Origin of the sequence: Paraburkholderia sp. SIMBA_053 (assembly GCF_046534895.1) — a bacterium.
Lineage (GTDB): Bacteria > Pseudomonadota > Gammaproteobacteria > Burkholderiales > Burkholderiaceae > Paraburkholderia > Paraburkholderia caledonica.
The window spans coordinates 173,847-195,214 of sequence record NZ_JAWRXU010000005.1 but is presented as its reverse complement, the minus strand read 5'-3'; the positions used below and the strand labels follow the sequence as shown (position 1 = coordinate 195,214).

Genomic DNA, 21,368 nt, shown 5'->3' with positions numbered 1-21,368 from the left:
ATGGTCGCGCAGGTCCGCGCTTCGCATCCTCTGAAAAGCCCTTAAGGGTTTCCCCTTTGCGACGGCGCATGCCCGTCCCGCTTGAGTCGCCGGCCATCGTCAACGGCGATGGAGTGCTTCGTCAACGCAGACTTTGCGACGCGGCATCGCGCAGGCACGCTGTGATCCGTGCTTCATTTCCCCGCATTTTCCGCAGGATTCAAAACATGAGTGATATCAGGGAGCGCGTCGTCGTGACCGAGGTCGGCATGCGCGACGGTCTGCAAAGCATCGCCCAAACGATGCCCACCGAATCCAAACGCCGCTGGATCGACGCCGCCTATGCCGCCGGCGTGCGGCACATGGAAGTGGCTTCCTTTGTGCCGGCGAAACTGCTGCCGCAAATGGCCGACGCCGATGAGGTCATTGCACACGCGCTGGGTTATGGCGATCTGATCGTGACCGCACTCGTGCCGAACCTGAAAGGCGCGCAACGTGCGCTCGAAGCGGGCGTGCATCGGATCGTCGCACCGATCTCGGTGAGCGCCGCGCACAGCCTCGCGAACGTGCGCAAGACGCCGGCCGAAATGATCGACGTGTTCGCGGCAATGCGCGAGGCGATCGACAGCGCGCCGGGTGCAGGCACGCGGCGTGTGGAGCTCATTGCCGGTTTGTCGACGGTATTCGGCTGCACGCTGCAAGGCGCGGTGCCCTATGAAGACATCGCCGCGATTGCAGGCGACGCGGTGCGCGCAGGCGCCGATGTGATCGCACTCGGCGATACGACCGGCGAAGCGACGCCGCGCCAGGTCGGCGAAATTATCGAAATCGTGCGCGGCGTGGCGGGCGACAAACTGCGCTCGCTGCATCTGCACGACACGCGCGGCCTTGCGCTCGCCAACACGTTGGTCGGACTGCAACACGGCATTCGCGAATTCGACGCGTCGCTCGCCGGGCTTGGCGGTTGCCCGCACGCGCCTGGCGCGACCGGCAACGTCAACACCGAAGATCTCGTCTTCATGCTCGAAAGCATGGGCTATGAAACCGGCATTGACCTCACGCGTCTGATCGCGTCGCGTGCAGTGCTCGCCGATGCATTGCCCGGCGAGCCGCTTTACGGTTATCTCGCGCGTGCCGGCTTGCCCACGCAGTTCGCCGCTTCGAGACAGATCGAATCTTTACCCTCTTCGTGCTCACAGGTGCTGCAATGAACGCCCATTCCGCTACCGCCAGTTCCGCCACTGAAGCGCCGCAGCAGAGCGCATTGCCGCTTGCCGGCATTCGCGTGATCGAGTTGTCGCATATGGTGATGGGCCCGACCTGCGGGATGATTCTCGGCGACCTCGGCGCAGAAGTCATCAAGGTCGAGCCGCCGCGCGGCGACGGCACGCGCCGCTTGCTCGGCACCGGCGCCGGTTTTTTCCGCACCTTTAATCGCAACAAGAAGAGCGTCGCGCTCGATCTGGATAGCGAAGCGGGATTGGCTGCACTTCACAAGCTTGTCGATACTGCCGACGTGTTCGTCGAAAACTTCAAGCCGGGCCGCATGGCGACGCTCGGTCTCGACTATGCGTCGCTGCGCGAGCGCAACCCGAAGCTGATCTACGTATCGCATAAGGGCTTTCTCAATGGCCCGTATGAACACCGCCTCGCGCTCGACGAAGTCGTGCAGATGATGGCGGGCCTCGCGTATATGACCGGTCCGGTGGGCCGCCCGCTGCGCGCGGGCAGTTCGGTCAACGACATCATGGGCGGCATGTTCGGCGCGATCGGCGTGCTCGCGGCACTGCACGAACGGCATGCGAGCGGGCGCGGCAAGGAAGTGCAAAGCGCGCTCTTCGAAAACTGTGTGCTGCTGTCCGCGCAGCACATGCAGCAGTACGCCGCGACCGGTGTGCCGCCGGCGCCGATGCCGGAGCGCATCAGTGCATGGGCCGTCTACGACGTCTTCACGCTCGCGAACAACGAGCAGATGTTCATTGCCGCGACCGGCGACGGCCAATGGCGCGCATTGTGCGCGATTCTCGGCCGCGGCGATCTGCTCGCCGACCCGCGCCTCGCAACCAACAACGACCGCGTGCTCGCGCGCTCATGGCTGCTGCAAACGTTGGGCGACACCTTGAGCCGTTTCGAAGGCGCGGCGCTCGTGCCGCTGTTCGAGCGCGACCACATTCCGTTCGCGTCGATTGCGAAGCCCGAAGAACTTTTCGACGACCCGCACCTGAAAGAAAGCGGCGGCCTTGCTCGCCTCACGCTAGACGACGGCAGCGAAACCGCCATGCCGTTGCTGCCTATTTCGATCGACGGCGCGCGTTTGCAGCCGCGTCAGCCCATCGCGAAGATCGGCGAGCACACGGTGGCGGTATTGCGCGAGCTCGGTTATGACGAGGCGCAAATCGCGCTGTTGAACAACGACTCGAATCGGGCGCCACGCGAGGCTGCGTGATCCGCAGCGCGCACAGTCAATCAAGCTTATCCGGCGCAGACCGGCATTCAAGGAGACAGACGATGAAGTCGTCGAATCAGACGGTGTATGCGACAGCGGTCGGCGATGCCGGCGCCCTCGGCTTGCCCTCGGGCGCAGGTGCATCGGCGGGCAGCCGTGCAGAAGAAATAGCGCTGGGCGGCGCGCGCATTTCGGCGCGGCTCGACCGCTTGCCGGCCACGCGTTCCATCTGGAAGCTGGTGATGTTGTTGAGCCTCGGGCTCTTCTTCGAACTGTACGACCTCATGTTCTCGGGCTATATCGCGCCAGGGCTCGTGCGCAGCGGCATTCTGACCGCGACGACGCACGGCCTGTTCGGCACGAGCGGCGTGGCGAGCTTCATCGCCGCGTTGTTTGCGGGACTCTTCATTGGAACCGCGGCTTGTGGCTTTCTCGCCGACCGCTTCGGGCGCCGCGCAATTTTCACGTGGTCGCTGCTTTGGTACACGGCGGCGAACGTCATCATGGCGTTTCAGGACACGGCGCTCGGGCTCAATCTGTGGCGTTTCATCGCGGGCATCGGCATAGGCGTGGAGATCGTGACGATCGGCACGTACATCTCCGAACTCGTGCCCAAGCACGTGCGCGGCCGAGCGTCTGCGTGCTCGCAGGCAGTCGGTTTTTGCGCAGTGCCGATCGTCGCATTTCTCTCGTATCTGCTGGTGCCTCATCAGTTCTTTGGTCTGGACGGCTGGCGTCTTGTCGTGTTGACCGGCGTGGTGGGCGCGATCGTCGTGTGGTGGATCCGGCTCGGTTTGCCGGAGAGCCCGCGGTGGCTCGCACAAAAAGGCCGGATCGACGAAGCGGACGCGATCATGACGCGGCTCGAAGCGCGAGTCGAACGCGAATACGGACGAGCGCTGCCGGAACCCGCATTGCCGGAGCCGGTTCGGGCCCGCGCAGCATTCCGCGATCTGTTGGTGCCGCCGTACCGCAAGCGCACGCTGATGCTCATCATCTTTCATGTATTCCAGACGATGGGCTACTACGGCTTCGCCAACTGGATCCCGACGCTGCTGATCAAGCAGGGCATTACGGTGACGACGAGCCTGATGTACGCAAGCATCATTGCGGTGGCGGCGCCGCTCGGACCGTTGCTCGGCTTGCTGATTGCCGACCGTTTCGAGCGCAAGACGGTGATCATCTTCATGGCAGCCGTGAACGTGGTGTGCGGCCTGCTGTTTAGCCAGGTTCGCGAGACGGTGCTGCTGGTCAGCCTCGGCGTGTGTCTCGTGCTCGCGGGCAACATCATTTCCTATAGCTATCACGCGTATCAGGCAGAACTCTTTCCGACGAGTATCCGGGCACGCGCAGTGGGCTTCGTCTATTCGTGGAGCCGGCTGTCGGCAATGTTCTCCGCATTCGTGATTGCTGGTTGCCTGAGCCGCTTCGGCGTAAATGGCGTGTTCGTGTTCATATCTGGTGCGATGGCAATTGTGATGCTCGCTATCGGCACGCTGGGCCCGAAGACGCGCGATGTCGCCTTGGAGGACATCTCGAAGTAGGGTCTTTCTTTGGTTCCTGCCTCGCGTATAGACCGTCAGATGCCGCCGCTTTCATCGCCCGTTTCGCCAATGTGCGGTAGCGCTCATTAACGCTCGTCAGACATTTGGCGAAATGGTGTAATGGATCGGCCGGCCCATTCGGTCTCCAGAAGAAATTCACCGCCCAAGTGGGCGATACCGCTCATTTCGAAGCCGAAGAAGTCTTGGACTTGGCGCAAACTTGCAGGATCTTGGGTGTAACGTTTTCTCGCGACGAGAACCGGTGCATTGGCCGGTCGCGTGTTGCGGAAAGGGCGCGCGTTGCAAAGGCGTGCGCCACATACAAACTATCGGATGAGAGCGCCCAGTGTGGCGTTGTTCGCTGGGCCGACTCATCTATCCGCTGCAAAATGGGCGGTCATCAGAGAGATAAATCGTGAGGATTCTTCAACTGGTTCACGCACCACGATTGTCCGGGGCAGAAGTACTCGTAAAAGGTCTTGCGATTCACCATCAGCGTGCCGGACACGAAGTTTGCATGACTTCGCTGTTGCCGCAGCAGGACGACTTCGTCGCTATTCGAGCCGAGCTCGCGGCGGCGGGTGTCATGTGCCGTTTTCCCGATGTGCGGCACGGCAGGATCGGCAAACTGCTGCACCTGTATCGCGTGGTGCGCGAGTTTCGCCCGGATTTCATCATTGCGCATGCGACGCTTGCTGCGCTGTACGTGCGTCTGTTGCCAGTGCACACCCCTATCGCATGGGTGATGCACTCGGGCGTCAACGACTTCGAAAACGGTGCGCTCAAGCGCGCCGAACGCCTGCTATCGCGCCGGGCGAGAGCCATCATCGGCGTCTCGCAGCAGAATATCGACGACTACATGCGCGAGATCGGCCGGCATCCTTCGATGGTGGTCATTCCCAATGGCGTCGACGCGTCGCTATTCGCCGGACACGACAGTTCGCCCGCACCCGACAGCGCGGTGCCTTCGAAGCAGATCGTTCAGCTCGGCCGATACATAGAAGGAAAGAGTCAGCTGGACACGGTTCGCGCATTCGAGCGTGTACTTCAGGTCGAACCCGAAGCGCGTTTGCTGCTGTGCGGCGTGGTCGAGGAACTCGATTATCACCGCGCAGTGGTGTCGCTCGTGAGGCAACTTGGTCTGGAGAGCAAGGTCAGCGTATGCGGACCGCGCTCGGACGTTGCCGCGGTGCTGCGCTCCTCGCGCGTGTTCGCGATGCCATCGCGCTTCGAAGCCCAGAGCATAGGATTTCTGGAGGCGCTCGCGTCGGGAATTCCGGTCGTGGCGAACCGCATTCCTTCATTCGGTTTCGCGAGCAATCTGGCCGGCGTGAATCTCGTCGACACGACGGACGTCGACGCCTATGCCCACGCGCTCGTCAAGGCATTGGAAACGCCGCGCGCGCACCGGCAACTCGCCGGTTATACGCTGCACGACACCGCGGACCGCTACATGTCGATCGTGCGCAAGTTCGCTCAGCCGATGCAGGTATCGGCCTGAGTTGCCCCTGAGTTTATTCTGAGCTTAAGGACCGGCGCGCCACGCGTTATTGCGCGAGCCGGTCTATTCTCACCGTCTCCGAAAACAGCCCTGGTAGCTCGCCGAGATCGTGCGGCGCGCCCAGGGCGAAGCCGTTCTCCAGCGGATAGCGCGATAGCGCCGGTGCGCCGCCAGTAAAGTAAAAGTCGCCGAGCGTCGCGTCGGTTCTGCGATAAAGCACGAGTGCAGCGCCATGCGTGTCGCGCACATAGCCAGGGAATACATCCGACCACGACATGCCGCGCAACGAAGCTACGTGCACCGGCGTCGCTGCGGATGCAGCGAGGTCGAGTGTGGCGATGTCGATCAGCGTGTCAGCGTCGGTGCCATTTACACGCGGCGTGACCAGCATTAGCGTGTCGCGATCGTCGCCGCGCGACGACGCGACCGTCGTCTTCACGAAGCCCGGCACGAAGTTAGCCGGCAACATTCTGCGTTCGCCGATGCTCATCCGCGCCCCGACGTTCGAGATGACCGTGAGCGACATGCGTCCTTGCGCCGTCTCCATGGCGACGAGCGACGAGCGCGAGCCCGCGTTGCCGAACGGCAGCAACGCAGCGTTCTGTGCGAGGCCTCGAGCTTGCGCGACGAGCACAGGGGCGGTGCCACGATCTGCAGCGCCGGCAGATGACGCGATCCACAAGTCAAGGCCGCTGTCTGCGCGCTTTTGTGCAATGAGCACACTGGCTCTACGCGTGCCGGTGAAATCCGCAGCCACGTATTGCTGAGCAAATTCGGGTTTGAATGCCGCGTCCGTTTGCAACCAGAGGCGGGGTGCATCGAAACGATCGCCCAGACTGCGCAGTAGCCAGAAGGCCGTGCCGTTCTCTCGCGCAGTAACAACCATCAGGTCAGTTTTGCCGTCGCCGTCGAAGTCGCCGAGCAGGAAACGCGCGCTGTCGAAGCACAGTTTGTCGCCCGCGCAGCTCGCCGCGGTGGCGTCCGGGTCGAACGGCACTGCGGCTGCATACCAGAGCGCCGGGGGCGCGGTTTTTTCGAGCGACGCTGCGTAGACGTTAAAGCCGGGACCATCGTGCTGCCGCTGCACATAGATTGCGGATTGTGCTCCCGTGCCCGTCACGTCTGCGTACATTGCGGTGGCAAGCCGGGGATCGTTTGCCTGGATGCGTTGCGTCGTGGCCCAACGGTAACGCGTGGTGAGCGCGGTGCACCCGCGCATTGTCAGCTTGCCGTCGTTTTCACCGAGGCAATGGCGCATAGGCGTATAGACGAGGCCGAAGTCCCATGGCGTCCAGCGTTGCGCAAGGTCCCACTGACCGCAGCTTTCCGAGCGCAGATAACCGTCGCGCTCGGCGATGCATTGCGACGTCGCCACGCTGACAAGCGCCGCATTGCGCGCGTTGCCGGGATAGACCGGTACCGGCTCCCATCGCCATTGCTGCGCGGCGGATCCATTGCATGCGGCGAGCGTGGGTGCACGGCCGGGCCCGCTTGCGGTTACGCAGCGATTCGTCGCGACATTGAATAGCTGTATGGGACGCGCCTGGAAGTCCGGCACGCGGCGATCGCTGCGATCCGCGAATGCATAGCGCCGCGCGATCCAGTTGCCGTCCCACTGAAACTCGCCGAATACATGCGACGACTCGCTTCCGTCGATCGAAAAATAGCTCGCGACAATGTCGCGCTTGCGCTGCACTTCGGTCGCGGGAACATTGGCCGGCCAGCCGCCCGTCGGGTATGTCACGTGATAGACGATCGGCACGCTCTTCGCGAGAGACTGCGCAACATGACGCGCAATGCGTGCGGCAACGATGTGATCCGGATGTTCGACAAATGGTACGGTGTCCGGATTAAGCGTGTAGATCAGCGTAGCCTGAGCGAGAATTGCCTTCAATGTGGCCGACAGCGTATCGCGGTCGTATTTCATGCGCCCCGAGCCGTCCGTGCTCATCGGATACGAGAAAAGCGTTGCGCGCTGCTCCCACAGCAAGCCGAGCGGCTGGCGTCCGCCGCGCACGCCTCCGCCGGGCAGCCGCAATTCGAGCAGGCGAACCTGGGGCTTTGCTTTCAACACCATTTGATGCACGAGCTTGCCGGCAATCTCGACGTTCGATTCGCTCCACGCGTCAGGCACCCCCGCCATGCGCGAATACGCGAGCCGGGAGGCCCGTTCGCGCGTGAGCACGTAGGAGAAGTTCGCACCGTTTGCGCCGCCGATCAGATGCACCGTAGTGATGCACCATCCGGCATCCAGACGCTCGCTGATCGCGGGATCGACAAACAGCAGATCGTCGTCGAGATGCGCGACGACCGTGACGAGTGTGCCCGCCTTGCAGGCGGCTGCGCGCGCTGTCGCTGGGAACATGGCGCACACGAGCACTGCGAGCACCGCGACAAGCGCAATGCATGATTCCCGAACAGAACTGGCTACTGCTGATCGCATGTCGATTCGAGCCGTTAAAAGTGGGCTCGATCATACTGCAATGGTCTGACGTTCCACGTTGCCGGGATAACACTGCGCGCGACATGATGCCCGCGCTTCGCCGGTCAGCAATATCGGCGCGACTAGCGGAAGTACGCCTTGGTGTTTTCGTGGACGTCCGGGTGAGCGAGCAGCTCGGCGGGCGTGAGCCACAGATAGTCGCTGTGCTGATCGGGCCGCCCGATCTGCTGCGTGTTGCCGGGCGACAGCGCATAGGCGAGCACGATGTAGTGAGTCGACACGCCGGGCTCTGCCGCGAAATTGTCGCTGTAATGATGTTCGAATACGCCTTCGAAGCGCGCGGACGAACGCGCAAGCTTTGCGATACCTAGTTCGGCGTCCGCAATGCGCGCGAACGCGGCGTCGAGCGTTTCATCTTTCAGAATGCGGCCGCCGGGCACAAACCACGTGCCGCGCGCGGGCCGGTTCCGGCGATGGCCGATCAGGATTCGTCCGTCCGCGTCCCTCACGATCAGATCGATCGCGACGAGTGGCGTTAGACGAACAACGTCGAGAAAGTCGATCTCCGTCAGCATTTCAGTTCCTTAAGCGAAGGTGCTATGTCCGGCGCGACTCTTCTGTTGCAAGCGCCCGGATGGCTAATGATCGCTAGTAATCGCCGCGGCTGTCATCGTCGCGGGTCAGCTTCTCGGCTACATAGGCGAACAGCAACAGGAGCACGAGTGTGCCCGCCGCCGCAAGCACAAACGCGCCGGCCACCGCCGCGAGTAACAGCTTGATCCATGCAACGCCGTTCATTGGGCGGCTCCAGCGCGTCGATAAGAATGCTAGCTTTACCGGCGCGGAGTTTTTGTGCGCTACCTAGCTATCGCGGCGGTTTCGCCGCGCGATGTCGCGTACCGATCGCGTCATGCGTCCGGACCCTATCGGGCAACGTAGCCTTCCGGCGCAGTCACCGCGTCCTTGAACACGTCGGCGTTCCTGGACAGCACATAGAGAGGCGCGGGCGACAGTTTCAGGTTCGCCACGCCGTCGCGATACGGTACGGCCGTTGCGTTGCCCATCATGTCGAGCGCAGTGACTTCGCCGCTCGTGCCGGGTGCGTCGACACGCAAGCGGTAGTCGACGCTTTGTCCCGCGTTGAAACCCGTTTTCGCGCTCCATCGGCCGTTGTCGTGAGTCCACAGCGCAGTCACGATCTTGCCGCCGCCAAGCCGTCTGAACGCATATGCATGGACACCTGCTGGCAGGCCCTTCAAAGGCCCAAGCGTATTGGTTCCGTCGATGATGCGTGTCATTGCCGCAACCGCGAGCGCCGCGGGTTTTGGGCTGATCCGCGAGGGACCATATGCGCCTTTCGCGTGTTCGAGCTCGAAGAAGATGCCGTAGCCCGGCGCGGCATCCGGCATGTCCGCGAGATAGAACACGTAGGTCATGTCGGCGCCCTCGCCGAGCAGGATCAAATGCGTGCGGGCGACAACCGCGGCTTGTGCGTACAGCACGTCCGCGCCTGGATAGTTCTTGCCGTACGATTCGCCGATGTCGTAACTGATGCCCGTTTCGGTAACGAAGAGCGGCGCGCCCGGCTTCAGGTATTGACGCATTTCGTGGCGCAGCGCACGCATCGAAGCAGCCAGTGCTCCGGACACGGTGCCCTCATTGCGTGTGTCGGCGACACGCTCCGGCGGATGCGATGGCGTGGTGCCGATGTCGTAATAACCGTGAACGGTCATGCCGTCCATATAGCGTCCGATGCCTAGCGGACCCAGACGGCGCATCCACGTCACGTTGCCCTGCACCGATGAATACGTGAGCCCCATGACCACCGCATGCGGGTCTGTCTGATGGATGCCTTCCCACACTGCCTTGTACATCGCGACGAAATTTGCGTCGCTATCGCGCCACGGCAATCCGCCATCCGCGTCGGGCTCCCACGTCACCTGATAGTAGTTGTCACGCTGCTTCGGAAAATACGTGGTGCGGACCCGGTTCGATTCCGTGCCGACCTTTGCCATGTAGTCCTTCATCTGCGCGAGTGAAGTAGGTGCGTAGCTATGAGTCTCCTTGCCCGTGGGGCTTGCCCACTTCGGGATGCCGTCGAGCTGGATCAGACGCATGATGTCGCCGCGCTGGAAGTACGGCGTGAGCTGCTTCGTCGCGGGATTGAAGGTGCCCGGCTTATCGGGCTCCTCCATATACCAGTTGCGATTGTCGTTGGCCCACGTCAGGCCGAGCGCGGTATAGACCGGACGGTAGCCGTCGCCGTCGCAGCAATGCTGGCCGGGCGCGAGATAAGCGGTGCCCTGGCCGCCAAAGCGGTGCAGGTCGTCGTAGGGAAACCGCACCGGGGGCAAGGCCGGCGCGTTATCGGGCAGTACCCCGAAGGTCGCGATTCCTGCGGGACGTGTGCCGCGCGATTCGAGCTGGCCTCGCGCACGTTCGAGCGAGGCCGACACGGCAAAGTAACCCGCTACGGTAGATGAGCAACTTAGCGTCGCCGACGTCGTGCCCGCCGCGACGCCGAAGCTCCCACTTGCACGCACAACGTTCCACGTGTCGCGTATCTGCCAGTTGAGCGTGTCGTTTTGCGGTGCGCGCGTGGTGATGACGAGCGTGAACGGTTTCGACGCGGCGAAGAGGCGCGTGCCGTCGCTGGGCGTGTCGGCTTCGATGAGATCGCCGTTGGATGCCGCGCGCGTCTGCGATGACGGCGCCGAGCAGCGCAGACCTTGACCCGACGGCGCTTTAAGATCCGCTGGCGCTGCGGATGCGGCCGCGGCCGCAGCGGCTGCGTCGCATTGAGCCGGGAAACACCACAGTAGGGTGACGACGGCGAAAAAGAGGGCGGCGGGCCGCGTTGGAGCGCGCGCTCCGGATGGATCGCTCAAGCTCCGCGTTGCGCCGTATTTGCTTCGATTCGACATACATTCCCCCGTGCGGTTCGCGGCGTATGTGGACGCGCGAACGTCGTCAAACTGCTAATTCACCAGGTCAGAGCCGCCTCGGTATAGCGTCCGTTTCGGCGTGTTGCGGAAAGCGCATAGTGCAATTCCGCAATTTCGTGGCGGTTTCCGCCGGTTTCCGGTCTCGCGCCTTACGCTTCTGGTCCGTCATTTGCGCTGCCCCGTTATCCGATGTTATTTCGATGTTTCAGGTCTGAAACATTAATCGGCATCTTTATATTCAAGTCGCCCAATAAGAACAAATTAAATAATTTAAGTGAGCAGTAACGCGCCTATATTAGACACTTCTTTGCGCTATTGAAGTGCGTGGTGTCCATCGAACTCGCGAAGTTGCGCAGCAAGTTGGGCGGCGAGCCTTGGCGCGGAGGAGAAAACATCTGCACATCGCGCAGAAACCGGCAAAAACAGCTTTATAACAGCGACCGGCGCGCGCGGATTGGATTGTAACCGCCCTTTTTTGAGTCGTGATCCAGTGTGCGGTGGCGAACGAAATGCGCTCCTGGTTTGCACTAACATTCGCACAACGCCAATTCAATGATATGCGGAATCGGCAATTAATTCGGTGCAATTCGGTGTCGGCAGAATATTGCCGAAAATCACCGGCGAGCCACCCCTGTCAATGCGCCAACATGTCAACACTATCGGTCATGGCGGCTAAATACTTGATTTAGGGTGGCTATGATGCACTGCTCGGAGTCGGCCCGTAGTGGCCGTGACGGTGAAGGAAGCCGTTTTCTGGTGAGGAAGCTATGACCTGCGCGAGTCTCGAGTCAGCAATGCTGCGCTGGGTGCACGCACCGAACAAAGGGATGCGTCGCATCGCGATATTGATGTTCAACGACTGCTCGCTGCAAGGCGCCGGCGTCGTAGCCGAAGTGTTTCAGGCGGCGAACGATCTCGCGTCCACGGGCTCCGGCGGCTGTTCTTATGACGTGTGTTTCCTGTCGGCAGACGGCGGCATGGTGACTTCATCGTCGGCTCTGCGAGTGTGGACGGATGGTCTCGACGCGAGACATTACAGCGGCTTCGACGCGTTGTACGTGGCCGGCGGCAAGGGTGCCCTGGCCGCTGCGAAGGACGAACGCCTGATTGCCTGGTTGCGCCGCGTGCGTCACAACACAGGGATGATCCGGCCGATCGCGGAAGGGCGCGCACTGCTCGACGCGGCATACGTGCCGGACGCAACCGGCGGCAGCGAGTTGCGCGAGCCGTCGGCACTGCCGCGCCAGACCGAGCAGACCGCCGACGCAGGCGATCGTCTCGAGTCCATGCGGAGTGCGCTCGCAATGATCAAGCGCGATCTGGGCGCCGCGACCGCGCGCACCGTTGCGGAGCGTTTGCTGGCCGACTCGTGCTCGAACCTCGGCCCGCTGCTGAGCGAAGACGGCGCGCTCACGCCGGGTGACAAGGTCCGCGCGGCGGCGCGCTGGCTGCAGGAAAACTGTCAGCAGTCGATTTCGATTGCCGACGCTGCGCAGTTCGCGGCGATGAGCGAGCGCAACTTTCTGCGCCGCTTCAAGATGGAAATGGGCATTACGCCCTCCAGTTTTCTGCTGCACGAGCGTCTCGCGGTGACGTGCAGTCTGTTGACCGAGTCCGAACTGCCGGTCGACAAAATCGCGCGACGCACCGGCATGGGCAACGGTGACAGGCTCGCGAAGGTGTTTCGCAAGCGAATGAGAATTTCGCCTACGGAGTTCCGGATTCAAAGCCGCCGCATGGTGGGCCAATAGCCTCGACGGCGCGAACCGGGCCCGCCTGATACACGCAGTCGCCACGTCTGCTCTGGCGTTATTGAAGAATCATAAGGATTACGAATATGTTGACTCAGGGAACCGAAAACGGCGCGTCTTCCAATGCGAGTGGCGAGGCAACCGGCGCGCGTTGCACGCGCATCGTCCCCGTCATCCTTGCGGGCGGATCGGGCACGCGGCTGTGGCCGGTGTCGCGCGAGAACTATCCGAAGCAGCTTATCGACGTGGTGGGTTCGGATTCTCTGCTGCAAGCCACTGCGCGGCGCATGAACGGATTCCCGTCGAACTGGCAGGTCGACGCTTCGCCCATCATCGTTTGCGGAGAAGAGCACCGCTTCGTGATTGCCGAGCAGTTGCATGAGAACGGTGTCGAGGCGCGCCTGATCGTCGAGCCCGCTCGTCGCGATACGGCGCCCGCGCTTACGCTCGCGGCATCGCTTGCGTGTGCGGACGGTAAGGACGGCATTCTCGTCGTGATGCCGGCCGATCATTCGATCGCGGATCTCGGCGCATTGCAGGCCGCGCTGGAAAGCGCAGCGCTTTACGCGGAACGAGGCGCGATCGCGACGCTGGGCGTGCCGCCCACGCGGCCGGATACCGGCTTCGGCTATATCCGTATCGGTGCCGCGTTGCCCGACGGTGGACATGCGATCGACAGCTTCGTGGAGAAGCCAGCGGAGGAACTCGCTGCGAAGTACGTTGCCGCGGGAACGTACTGGTGGAATAGCGGCATCTTCATCGTGCGTGCGAGCGTGTGGCTCGATACCCTCGCGCGCCTCCAGCCCGAGATGCACGCTGCATGCGAGCGCGCGTTCCGTGACGGGCGCAGCGAAGGCGCGTATTTCCGGCCGCTCGTTGACGCGTTCCTCAGTGCGCCTGCCGATTCGATCGACTACGCCGTGATGGAGCGCCTGACCGATACACCGGACGCAAATGCGACCGAGGCCGCTCACGCAGACGGCGCATCGCCGGCGGGTGTGGTCGTCAGGCTGGAGGCCGGTTGGTCCGATCTGGGTTCGTGGGATGCGGTGTGGGCCGCGATGGAGAAAGACGCCAACGGCAACGCAGGGCGTGGCCGCGTGACGTTCGAAGGAGCGGTGTCGAGCTACGCGCATTCCGAAGGACGCCTTGTTGCGTGCGTCGGCACGACGAATGTGGTGGTCGTCGAAACCGCTGACGCGGTGCTCGTGGTGGACCGCTCGCATGTGCAGGACGTCAAGGGTCTCGTGTCGCGCATCAAGGCGCAGCACGCACCGGAAGCCGATGCGCATCGCAAGGTGCATCGCCCGTGGGGTTTTTACGATTCGATCGATCACGGCGAGCGCTTTCAGGTGAAGCGCATCGTCGTGTCGCCCGGCGCACAGCTTTCGCTCCAGCTGCATCATCACCGCGCGGAACATTGGGTCGTGGTGCGCGGCACGGCGCTCGTCACGCGAGGCGAAGAGCAATTCCTGCTGAGCGAGAACGAGTCGACTTACATCCCGCTCGGCACGCGCCACCGGCTCGAAAACCCGGGCAAGGTGCCGCTCGAAATTATTGAAATCCAGTCGGGTACTTATCTGGGCGAAGACGACATCGTGCGATTCAACGACAACTACGGCCGTTGCTCATAGGCAGCGGGCCGGACGGGTTGCGAACAGGAACGGCCAGTACGAGGTAAGCAAAATGCGCAAGTTTCAGGATTTGCTCGCGCGAATGTTCGATGTCGCGTTGGTGCTGGCGGGTGCGGCGGTAGCGTCGCAGATCCGCTTCGATTACCTCGCTCAATCTGGTTTCTATTGGGCGCTGGTGATGTTTGCCGCTGCCTTCGCGCTGGCGATCTTTCCCGCGTTCGGCGTGTATGAATCGTGGCGCGGCCGCTCGAAGCTGATGCTGGCCGGTCAGGTGTCGCTTGCATGGCTGATCGTGCAGGGCAGTGCGCTCGTGCTCATGTATTCGCTGCATCGGATCGACTTCGTGTCGCGTTTGTGGTTCTCGTACTGGACTGCCGTAACAGGTGGCTTGCTGATCTCGTACCGGCTCATCACGCATGCGGTGCTTGCGCGAGCACGCAGTGCGGGCATGAATCTGCATCAGGTGGCGATAGTAGGGAGCGGCTCGCAATGCGACGCGATCATTCGCCGTATCGAATCCGCACCCACCACGGGCTTTCGCGCGACTGCGGTCTACAACACGAGCCCGGAGAAGTCGCCGGTCACGAGTACGCGGGTGCCGGTGTTCGACAGTGTGGATGCGCTCGCTGAATACATCCGCACGAACGATGTTCACGAGTTGTGGCTGATGTTGTCGCTCTCCGAAGAGCCGTTGATCTGTTCGCTCGTCAGCGAGTTCCGCGACGATCTGGTGAACATCCGTTTCATGCCCGACGTGCGCAGCCTGGCACTCTTCGAAGGCAGCGGCGTGATCGACCTTCTCGGCGTGCCGGCGATCAACCTGGTTGCGTCGCCGCTGTCGGCGAACTCAATGCTGAAGAAGGAGATCTTCGACCGCCTGTTCGCGGCCGCCGCGCTCCTTTGTCTCGCTCCGGTTCTGGTTGCGATCGCCATTGCGGTGAAGCTGTCTTCGCGTGGGCCGGTGTTTTTCAGGCAGAAGCGCAAGGGTGCGGACGGACGCGTATTCACCATCTACAAGTTCCGTTCGATGCGCCTGCACACCGAAGAAAAAGGCACCGTCAAACAGGCCACGCGCAACGATCCGCGCGTGACGAAGGTGGGTGCGTTCCTGCGCCGCACGAGCCTCGACGAACTGCCGCAGTTTTTTAACGTATTGCGTGGCGACATGTCGGTCGTTGGACCGCGTCCTCATGCGCTCGAGCACGACGACCTCTATCAGAAAGTGGTCGCGGGCTACATCAATCGCTATCGGATCAAGCCGGGCATTACAGGTTGGGCGCAAATCAACGGCTTTCGTGGCGAGACCGACCGCATAGAAAAAATGGAACGTCGCGTCGAACATGACCTCTACTACCTGGGGCATTGGTCGTTCGCACTCGACATGCGGATCATCGGCGCGACGATTGTTGCCGGACTGGTGCATCGAAACGCTTACTAGTTGTTAACAAAGCACGCGGGGCGTCGCCTTATCTGGGGAACGCCGCTCCCGCGCAAGGAGGAAATGTTATGAGCTCGCTTGGTACACGCACGGGAAGTCTTACGGTTTTCGCCATCGCTGCATTGCTCGCGGGCTGCGCCGCCGCGCCTGGTCAGCGGATGGACACACCGGCCATGCTTCAGGAAACAGGTGGCGATTTCAGCACCGAACCCGCGCAGCAACAGACGATACCGATTACCGATATCAATCTGTCGCTGGTGCGCAAGATGCGCACCGAGCAATCTACTGCCGCATTGCCGCCCGAAACACTGGCGCTTTTCGGCAAGCCGACCCCCTATCGCGTGGGCCCCGGCGACGTGCTGCAAATCGTCGTGTGGGATCACCCGGAACTCGCGGCAGCTTTGGGCCAGCCGGCGCAGAACGGCAAGACGACCGACGCCGCATCGGGCTTTCTCATCGACGAAAAGGGCGATGTGCAGTTCCCGTACGCGGGCACGGTGCACGTGGCCGGCAAAGACGTCGGCACGATCCAGAAGGAACTGTATAGCCGCCTGAGCAAGGTCTATCAGAAGCCGGAAGTGACCGTGCGTGTAGCGTCTTTCCGCGCTGCGCAGATTTACGTAGACGGTGAAGTGCGCACGCCTGGCACGCAGTCGATCAACGACATTTCGATGTCGCTCACGAGCGCGATCAACCAGGGCGGTGGCTTCAGCCCGAATGCCGATCGCAGCCGCGTCGAGCTGGTTCGTAATGGCGTCACGTATCAGCTGAACATGGACGAGCTGCTCAAGCGCGGACACAACCCGTCGAACATCTATCTGCAACCGGGCGACGCGATCCGCGTGGCTTCGCGCGAAGACAGCGGTGTCTATGTGATGGGCGAAGTGAACAAGCCTGCGACGATCACGCCGATGCGCAACGGTTCGCTGACGCTTTCGCAAGCCATTTCGGATAGCGGCAGCTTCGATTCGAACACAGCCGCCACGCGGCAACTGTTCGTGATCCGCAACTCGACGAGCGATTCGCCGCAGGTCTATCACCTCGACGCAACCTCGCCGGTTTCGATGATTCTCGCCAACCAGTTCGAGCTGCAACCGAAGGACGTGGTGTATGTCGGTCAGGGCGGACTGGTTCGCTTTAACCGTGTGTTGAACCTGCTGCTGCCGGCAATCAATGCGGCTGTGACTGGTGCCGTGCTCGCGAAATAACGACCCTATAACGTAAATCAGAACCGCCGGGTTCCGCTGGGTGACCAAAATGGCAATCAATTTCGAAAACCGCTACACCGACGTGTCCGGACCGGACGAGCTTCATCTGTCGGACTATCTCCGCACGATCGTGCGGGGCTGGCGCACCATTGCTATGGTGACGCTGATCGCGCTCGCGCTGGGGTGCGCGTACGCTTTCCTGGCCCCGCCAACGTATCGAGCGGATGTGTTGTTTCACGTCGAGGACAAGACGGCGAATGCCAACGCGAACGGCAAGGACTCCTTGCCGCCGCTCACGGGGATGTTCGATACGAAGCCTTCGACCGCGGCCGAAATCGAGCTGCTCAAATCGCGTCTCGTGACCGAGGAGACCGTTAAGAAGCTGCATCTCGACATCACCGCTACGCCGCGCTATATGCCGGTTATCGGCAGCCTGATTGCCGGGCTCGTGAACGGGCAGTGGGGCTTCAAACTGCCGCAGTTCATCAATCTGTCCGGCTACGCATGGGGCAATGAAAGTATCGCGGTGTCGCGTTTCGACACGTCGAAAGAGATGTACGACACGACGTTCACGCTGATCGCCGGCAACGACCGTTCGTATGTGCTGCGCGACAAGAACGGCATTGCGATTCTGTCTGGCCACGTTGGCGAAACGGTGGAAACCGACACGGCCGACGGTCCGATCGCCCTGCGTGTCGATTCGCTGACCGGCGCGCCGGGCTCGCAGTTCGAGTTGTCGCGTGCATCGACGTTGAGCACGGTTGATCGTTTGCAGAAAGCGCTCGTCGTGCAGGAAACCACGCTGCAGTCCGGCGTGATCCGCGCGAGTCTCGAAGGCGGCGACAGCGCGTTGACCGCAGCGATCGTCAACAGCATGGCGCGTGAATTCGTGCGCCAGGACGTTGCGAGCCGTTCGACGGAAGCCGAGCACATGCTCGCATTCCTCGATCAGCAATTGCCGGGCTTGCGCAAGGAGCTGGACGACGCCGAACAGCGCTACAACAAGTTCCGCAATACGCACGGTACGGTGGATCTTGGCGAAGAGAGCCGCTTGCTGCTTCAGCAGATCGTCGACAACAAGACCAAGCTGCTGGACCTGCAAACGCAACGTGCGGAGATGTCGCAACGCTTTACTGCGAACCACCCGGCGGTCGCCTCGCTGGATGCGCAAATCGCAGCACTGCAGGGCGCGCAGACCAATATGAACCGCAGCGTATCGGTGATGCCTGACACGGAGCAGACCGCGTTGCGTCTGTTGCGCGATGTGCATGTCAATACCGAGCTCTACACGAACCTGCTCAATAGCGCGCAACAACTGCGCGTGGCGAAGGCGGGTCAGGTCGGCAACGTGCGGGTGGTCGATTTCGCCGAGGCGCCGGATGAGCCGGTCCGTCCGAAGCGCGTGATCGCAATCCTGATCGCGCTTGGCGGCGGCCTCGTGCTCGGCATCATGCTGACCTTCTTCAAGCGCGCGATGTACGGCGGCGTGGAGCGTCCTGACGAGCTCGAAGCGGTGCTGGGCGTCCCGGTGTTCGCCGTGGTGCCGCGCAGCCAGACGCAGTTGCGGTTGCAGGAAAACGTCATGTTGCGCCGTCGCGGCTTGCATGTTCTCGCCCAGCAGGCACCGGAAGATATCGCCGTCGAAGGCGTGCGGAATCTGCGTACGTCGCTGCAGCTTTCACTCGACCACGCACCGAATAACGTGGTGATGATCACGGGTTCGCGGCCCGACGCGGGCAAGTCGTTCCTGTCGGTGAATCTGGCGGCACTGGTGGCGTCGGCAAACAAACGCGTGCTGGTTATCGACGGCGACATGCGGCGCGGTGACGTGCACTCGCATTTCGGCATCGCGCATCAACCCGGTTTGTCGGATGTGCTGAGCGGCGGCGATCTGGCGTCGATGATCCAGCGTGACGTGCTGCCGGGTCTGGACGTGCTGGCGAAGGGCACGCTGCCGTCGCATCCGTCCGAACTGCTGATGAGCTCGCGCTTCGAGTCGATGCTCGAAGAACTGAAGGCGCGTTACGACCTGGTGATCATCGACACGCCGCCGGTTCTCGCGGTGACCGATTCGACACTGATCGGCAAGCATGCGGGTACGACACTGCTGGTGGTGCGCCATGGCCGTCATCCGGTGAATGAAATTGCGGAGACCGCCAAGCGTCTTCGTAATGGAGGCGTCGGACTCAGAGGTGTATTGCTCACTGATGTGCCGCAGGAAGGAGCATTCCTCGGTTCGGGTTATCAGGGCGGCTATTACGGATACGACAGTATCGCGGGTTGAAAAGACAGTATCGCGGGTTGAAAGACAGTATTACAGGTTGAAAATCGGGGCTGAGTTTTCTCGCCACAAGTACTAAAAAGTTCAAAAGGGGAAGCTTCATGAAACGCAAGGTCGCGCTGATCACGGGGATCACGGGGCAGGACGGGTCGTATCTTGCCGAGCTGTTGCTCGCTAAGGACTACGAAGTTCACGGCATCAAACGCCGCTCGTCGCTATTCAACACAGATCGAATCGATCACCTGTATCGCGATCCACACGATCCGGAACAGCGGCTCTTTCTGCATCATGCGGATTTAACGGATTCCACCAGCATTCTGCGCGTGATTCAACGCGTGGAGCCGGACGAGATTTACAACCTGGCGGCGCAAAGTCACGTTGCAGTATCGTTTGAAGAGCCGGAATACACGGCTAACGCGGACGGTCTCGGCACGCTGCGTATTCTCGAGGCTATTCGTATCCTGGGACTCCAGAACAAGACGCGCTTTTATCAGGCGTCGACTTCGGAACTGTATGGCCTCGTCCAGCAGGTGCCGCAATCGGAGACCACGCCGTTCTATCCGCGCAGCCCTTATGCAGTGGCGAAGATGTTCGCGTACTGGACGACCGTCAACTATCGCGAAGCCTATGGCCTTTATGCATGCAACGGGATCCTGTTCAATCACGAATCGCCCGTACGCGGCGAGACCTTCGTGACGCGCAAGATCACGCGTGCCATTGCACGTATCGCGGTCGGCATGCAGAAAACGCTGTATCTCGGCAATCTTTCCGCGTTGCGCGACTGGGGCCATGCGCGCGACTACGTCGAGATGCAATGGCGCATGCTCCAACAGGAGCGGCCGGAGGATTATGTCATCGCCACTGGTGTGCAGTACAGCGTGCGTCAGTTCGTTCAGCACGCTGCCGCCGAACTGGGCGTTACCGTGCGTTTCGAAGGCAGCGGTGTCGAGGAAATCGGCATTGTCGAGAAGGTGGAAGGGCGCGAAACCAGAATGTCGCCGGGCGACGTGATCGTGCGTGTCGATCCGCGCTACTTCCGTCCAGCGGAAGTGGAGACGCTGCTCGGCGATCCGTCCAAGGCGCATGCGCAGCTCGGATGGCAGCCGACCACGTCGTTCGCTTCGCTCGTCAAGGAGATGGTTCGCTCCGACTTTCAGATTGCACGTCGTGACGCGCTCGTCACGCTCGCCGGTTTCACGGCGCTCGAACATCACGAGTGACTGCGATGAACAAACATTCACGCATTTTCGTCGCGGGGCACCGCGGCATGGTCGGCTCTGCGCTGGTCAGACGGCTCGCTGCCGCGGGCTATACCAACGTGATTACCCGGTCGCGCGTCGAACTCGATCTCACGGATCAGGCAGCCGTGAACCGCTTCTTTCAGGCGGAGAAGATCGATGTCGTGCTGCTGGCCGCGGCGCGCGTGGGCGGCATTCTTGCCAACGCGTCGCGGCCGGGCGAGTTCATCTATGAAAACCTGGTGATCGAAACCAACGTGATTCACGCGGCGTATCGCGCACAGGTGGAACGGCTCGTCTTCTTCGGATCGTCGTGCATTTATCCGAAGCAGTGTCCGCAGCCGATTCGCGAGGAATATCTGTTGACCTCGTCGCTCGAGCCGACCAACGACGCGTACGCGATTGCGAAGATCGCGGGCGTGAAGTTGTGCGAGGCGTACAACTGCGAATACAACACGCAATACGTGTCGTTGATGCCGACCAATCTGTATGGCCCGAACGACAACTACGACCTGAACAGCAGTCACGTGTTGCCGGCGCTTTTGCGCAAGGCGCATGAAGCGAAGCTGAACGGAGCGGACACGTTGACGGTGTGGGGCTCGGGTACTCCGCGCCGCGAGTTCCTGCATGTCGACGATCTGGCAGCGGCCACGTTGTTCGTGCTTGAAAACAACGTGACCGAAGGTCTCTTCAACGTGGGCGTCGGCGAAGATCTGTCGATTCGCGAACTGGCGGAATGCATTTGCAAGGTGGTGGGTTTCGGGGGCGAACTGGTGTTCGATGCATCGAAGCCGGATGGCACGCCGCGCAAGCTGCTCGACGTCTCGCGTCTTGGGAAGATGGGCTGGCGCTCGACGATCGGACTCGAGCAGGGAATCGCATCGACGTATCGGGATTTCGTCGAATCGTATACCGGGTCGGCGACTACGGCTGCCATGCAATGACGCCTTGTCGAGGAGC

The 21,368-nt window shown here is 61.7% G+C and carries 15 protein-coding genes; 11 read left to right on the top strand and 4 right to left on the bottom strand.

Going from position 1 to position 21,368, the window contains the following annotated elements:
* Positions 1-206: 206 nt before the first annotated feature.
* The 4 genes from SB753_RS18555 to SB753_RS18540 all read left to right on the top strand — a co-directional run bounded on the left by SB753_RS18555 (position 207) and on the right by SB753_RS18540 (position 5,470).
* Positions 207-1,190, top strand: a complete 984-nt coding sequence (locus SB753_RS18555; protein WP_131317726.1) for a hydroxymethylglutaryl-CoA lyase — start codon at positions 207-209, stop codon at positions 1,188-1,190.
* The gene (locus SB753_RS18550) at positions 1,187-2,425 is read left to right on the top strand and encodes a CaiB/BaiF CoA transferase family protein (RefSeq protein ID WP_087751519.1); all 1,239 of its coding nucleotides are present in this window, start codon (positions 1,187-1,189) and stop codon (positions 2,423-2,425) included. The genes SB753_RS18555 and SB753_RS18550 overlap by 4 nt, the downstream gene beginning before the upstream one ends.
* A 62-nt stretch (positions 2,426-2,487) precedes the next feature.
* On the top strand, positions 2,488-3,969 hold the full coding sequence (locus tag SB753_RS18545; protein WP_020069773.1) for an MFS transporter: 1,482 nt from the start codon (positions 2,488-2,490) through the stop codon (positions 3,967-3,969).
* 415 nt (positions 3,970-4,384) lie between these two features.
* Positions 4,385-5,470, top strand: coding sequence for a glycosyltransferase family 4 protein (locus SB753_RS18540; RefSeq protein WP_027804908.1), 1,086 nt, complete (start codon positions 4,385-4,387; stop codon positions 5,468-5,470).
* 46 nt (positions 5,471-5,516) lie between these two features.
* On the opposite strand, the gene SB753_RS18535 is transcribed toward SB753_RS18540, so the two are convergent.
* The 4 genes from SB753_RS18535 to SB753_RS18520 all read right to left on the bottom strand — a co-directional run bounded on the left by SB753_RS18535 (position 5,517) and on the right by SB753_RS18520 (position 10,837).
* Positions 5,517-7,913 (bottom strand): PIG-L family deacetylase, encoded by a 2,397-nt coding sequence (locus SB753_RS18535; RefSeq protein ID WP_410801234.1) that lies wholly within the window; start codon positions 7,911-7,913, stop codon positions 5,517-5,519.
* A 122-nt stretch (positions 7,914-8,035) separates the two neighbouring features.
* The gene (locus SB753_RS18530) at positions 8,036-8,488 is read right to left on the bottom strand and encodes a GDP-mannose mannosyl hydrolase (RefSeq protein WP_027777968.1); all 453 of its coding nucleotides are present in this window, start codon (positions 8,486-8,488) and stop codon (positions 8,036-8,038) included.
* A gap of 73 nt (positions 8,489-8,561) precedes the next feature.
* Positions 8,562-8,711: a hypothetical protein gene (locus SB753_RS18525; RefSeq protein ID WP_310354268.1), complete on the bottom strand. Its 150-nt coding sequence runs from the start codon at positions 8,709-8,711 to the stop codon at positions 8,562-8,564.
* Between the two features lie 125 nt (positions 8,712-8,836).
* Positions 8,837-10,837: a hypothetical protein gene (locus SB753_RS18520; RefSeq protein ID WP_410801232.1), complete on the bottom strand. Its 2,001-nt coding sequence runs from the start codon at positions 10,835-10,837 to the stop codon at positions 8,837-8,839.
* Between the two features lie 788 nt (positions 10,838-11,625).
* On the opposite strand from SB753_RS18520, the gene SB753_RS18515 reads away from it, so the two are divergent.
* From SB753_RS18515 to SB753_RS18485, 7 genes are all read left to right on the top strand, one after another.
* Positions 11,626-12,609 (top strand): helix-turn-helix domain-containing protein, encoded by a 984-nt coding sequence (locus tag SB753_RS18515; RefSeq protein ID WP_204520310.1) that lies wholly within the window; start codon positions 11,626-11,628, stop codon positions 12,607-12,609.
* Positions 12,610-12,695: 86 nt separating this feature from the next.
* Complete coding sequence (locus SB753_RS18510) at positions 12,696-14,243, top strand: mannose-1-phosphate guanylyltransferase/mannose-6-phosphate isomerase (protein ID WP_408192927.1); 1,548 nt, start codon at positions 12,696-12,698, stop codon at positions 14,241-14,243.
* A 52-nt stretch (positions 14,244-14,295) separates the two neighbouring features.
* Positions 14,296-15,681, top strand: coding sequence for an undecaprenyl-phosphate glucose phosphotransferase (locus SB753_RS18505; RefSeq protein WP_310354273.1), 1,386 nt, complete (start codon positions 14,296-14,298; stop codon positions 15,679-15,681).
* A 68-nt stretch (positions 15,682-15,749) separates the two neighbouring features.
* Positions 15,750-16,889, top strand: coding sequence for a polysaccharide biosynthesis/export family protein (locus tag SB753_RS18500; RefSeq protein ID WP_020069782.1), 1,140 nt, complete (start codon positions 15,750-15,752; stop codon positions 16,887-16,889).
* Between the two features lie 49 nt (positions 16,890-16,938).
* Entirely contained in the window at positions 16,939-19,173 is a 2,235-nt protein-coding gene (locus SB753_RS18495) for a polysaccharide biosynthesis tyrosine autokinase (protein WP_020069783.1), read from the top strand.
* A gap of 98 nt (positions 19,174-19,271) precedes the next feature.
* Positions 19,272-20,390 carry a GDP-mannose 4,6-dehydratase gene (gene gmd / locus SB753_RS18490; RefSeq protein WP_020069784.1) on the top strand — a complete coding sequence of 373 codons (1,119 nt, stop codon included), beginning with the start codon at positions 19,272-19,274 and terminating at the stop codon, positions 20,388-20,390.
* Between the two features lie 5 nt (positions 20,391-20,395).
* A complete protein-coding gene (locus SB753_RS18485; protein ID WP_408413455.1) occupies positions 20,396-21,352 on the top strand; it encodes a GDP-L-fucose synthase family protein in 957 nt (318 codons plus the stop codon).
* Positions 21,353-21,368: the final 16 nt, after the last annotated feature.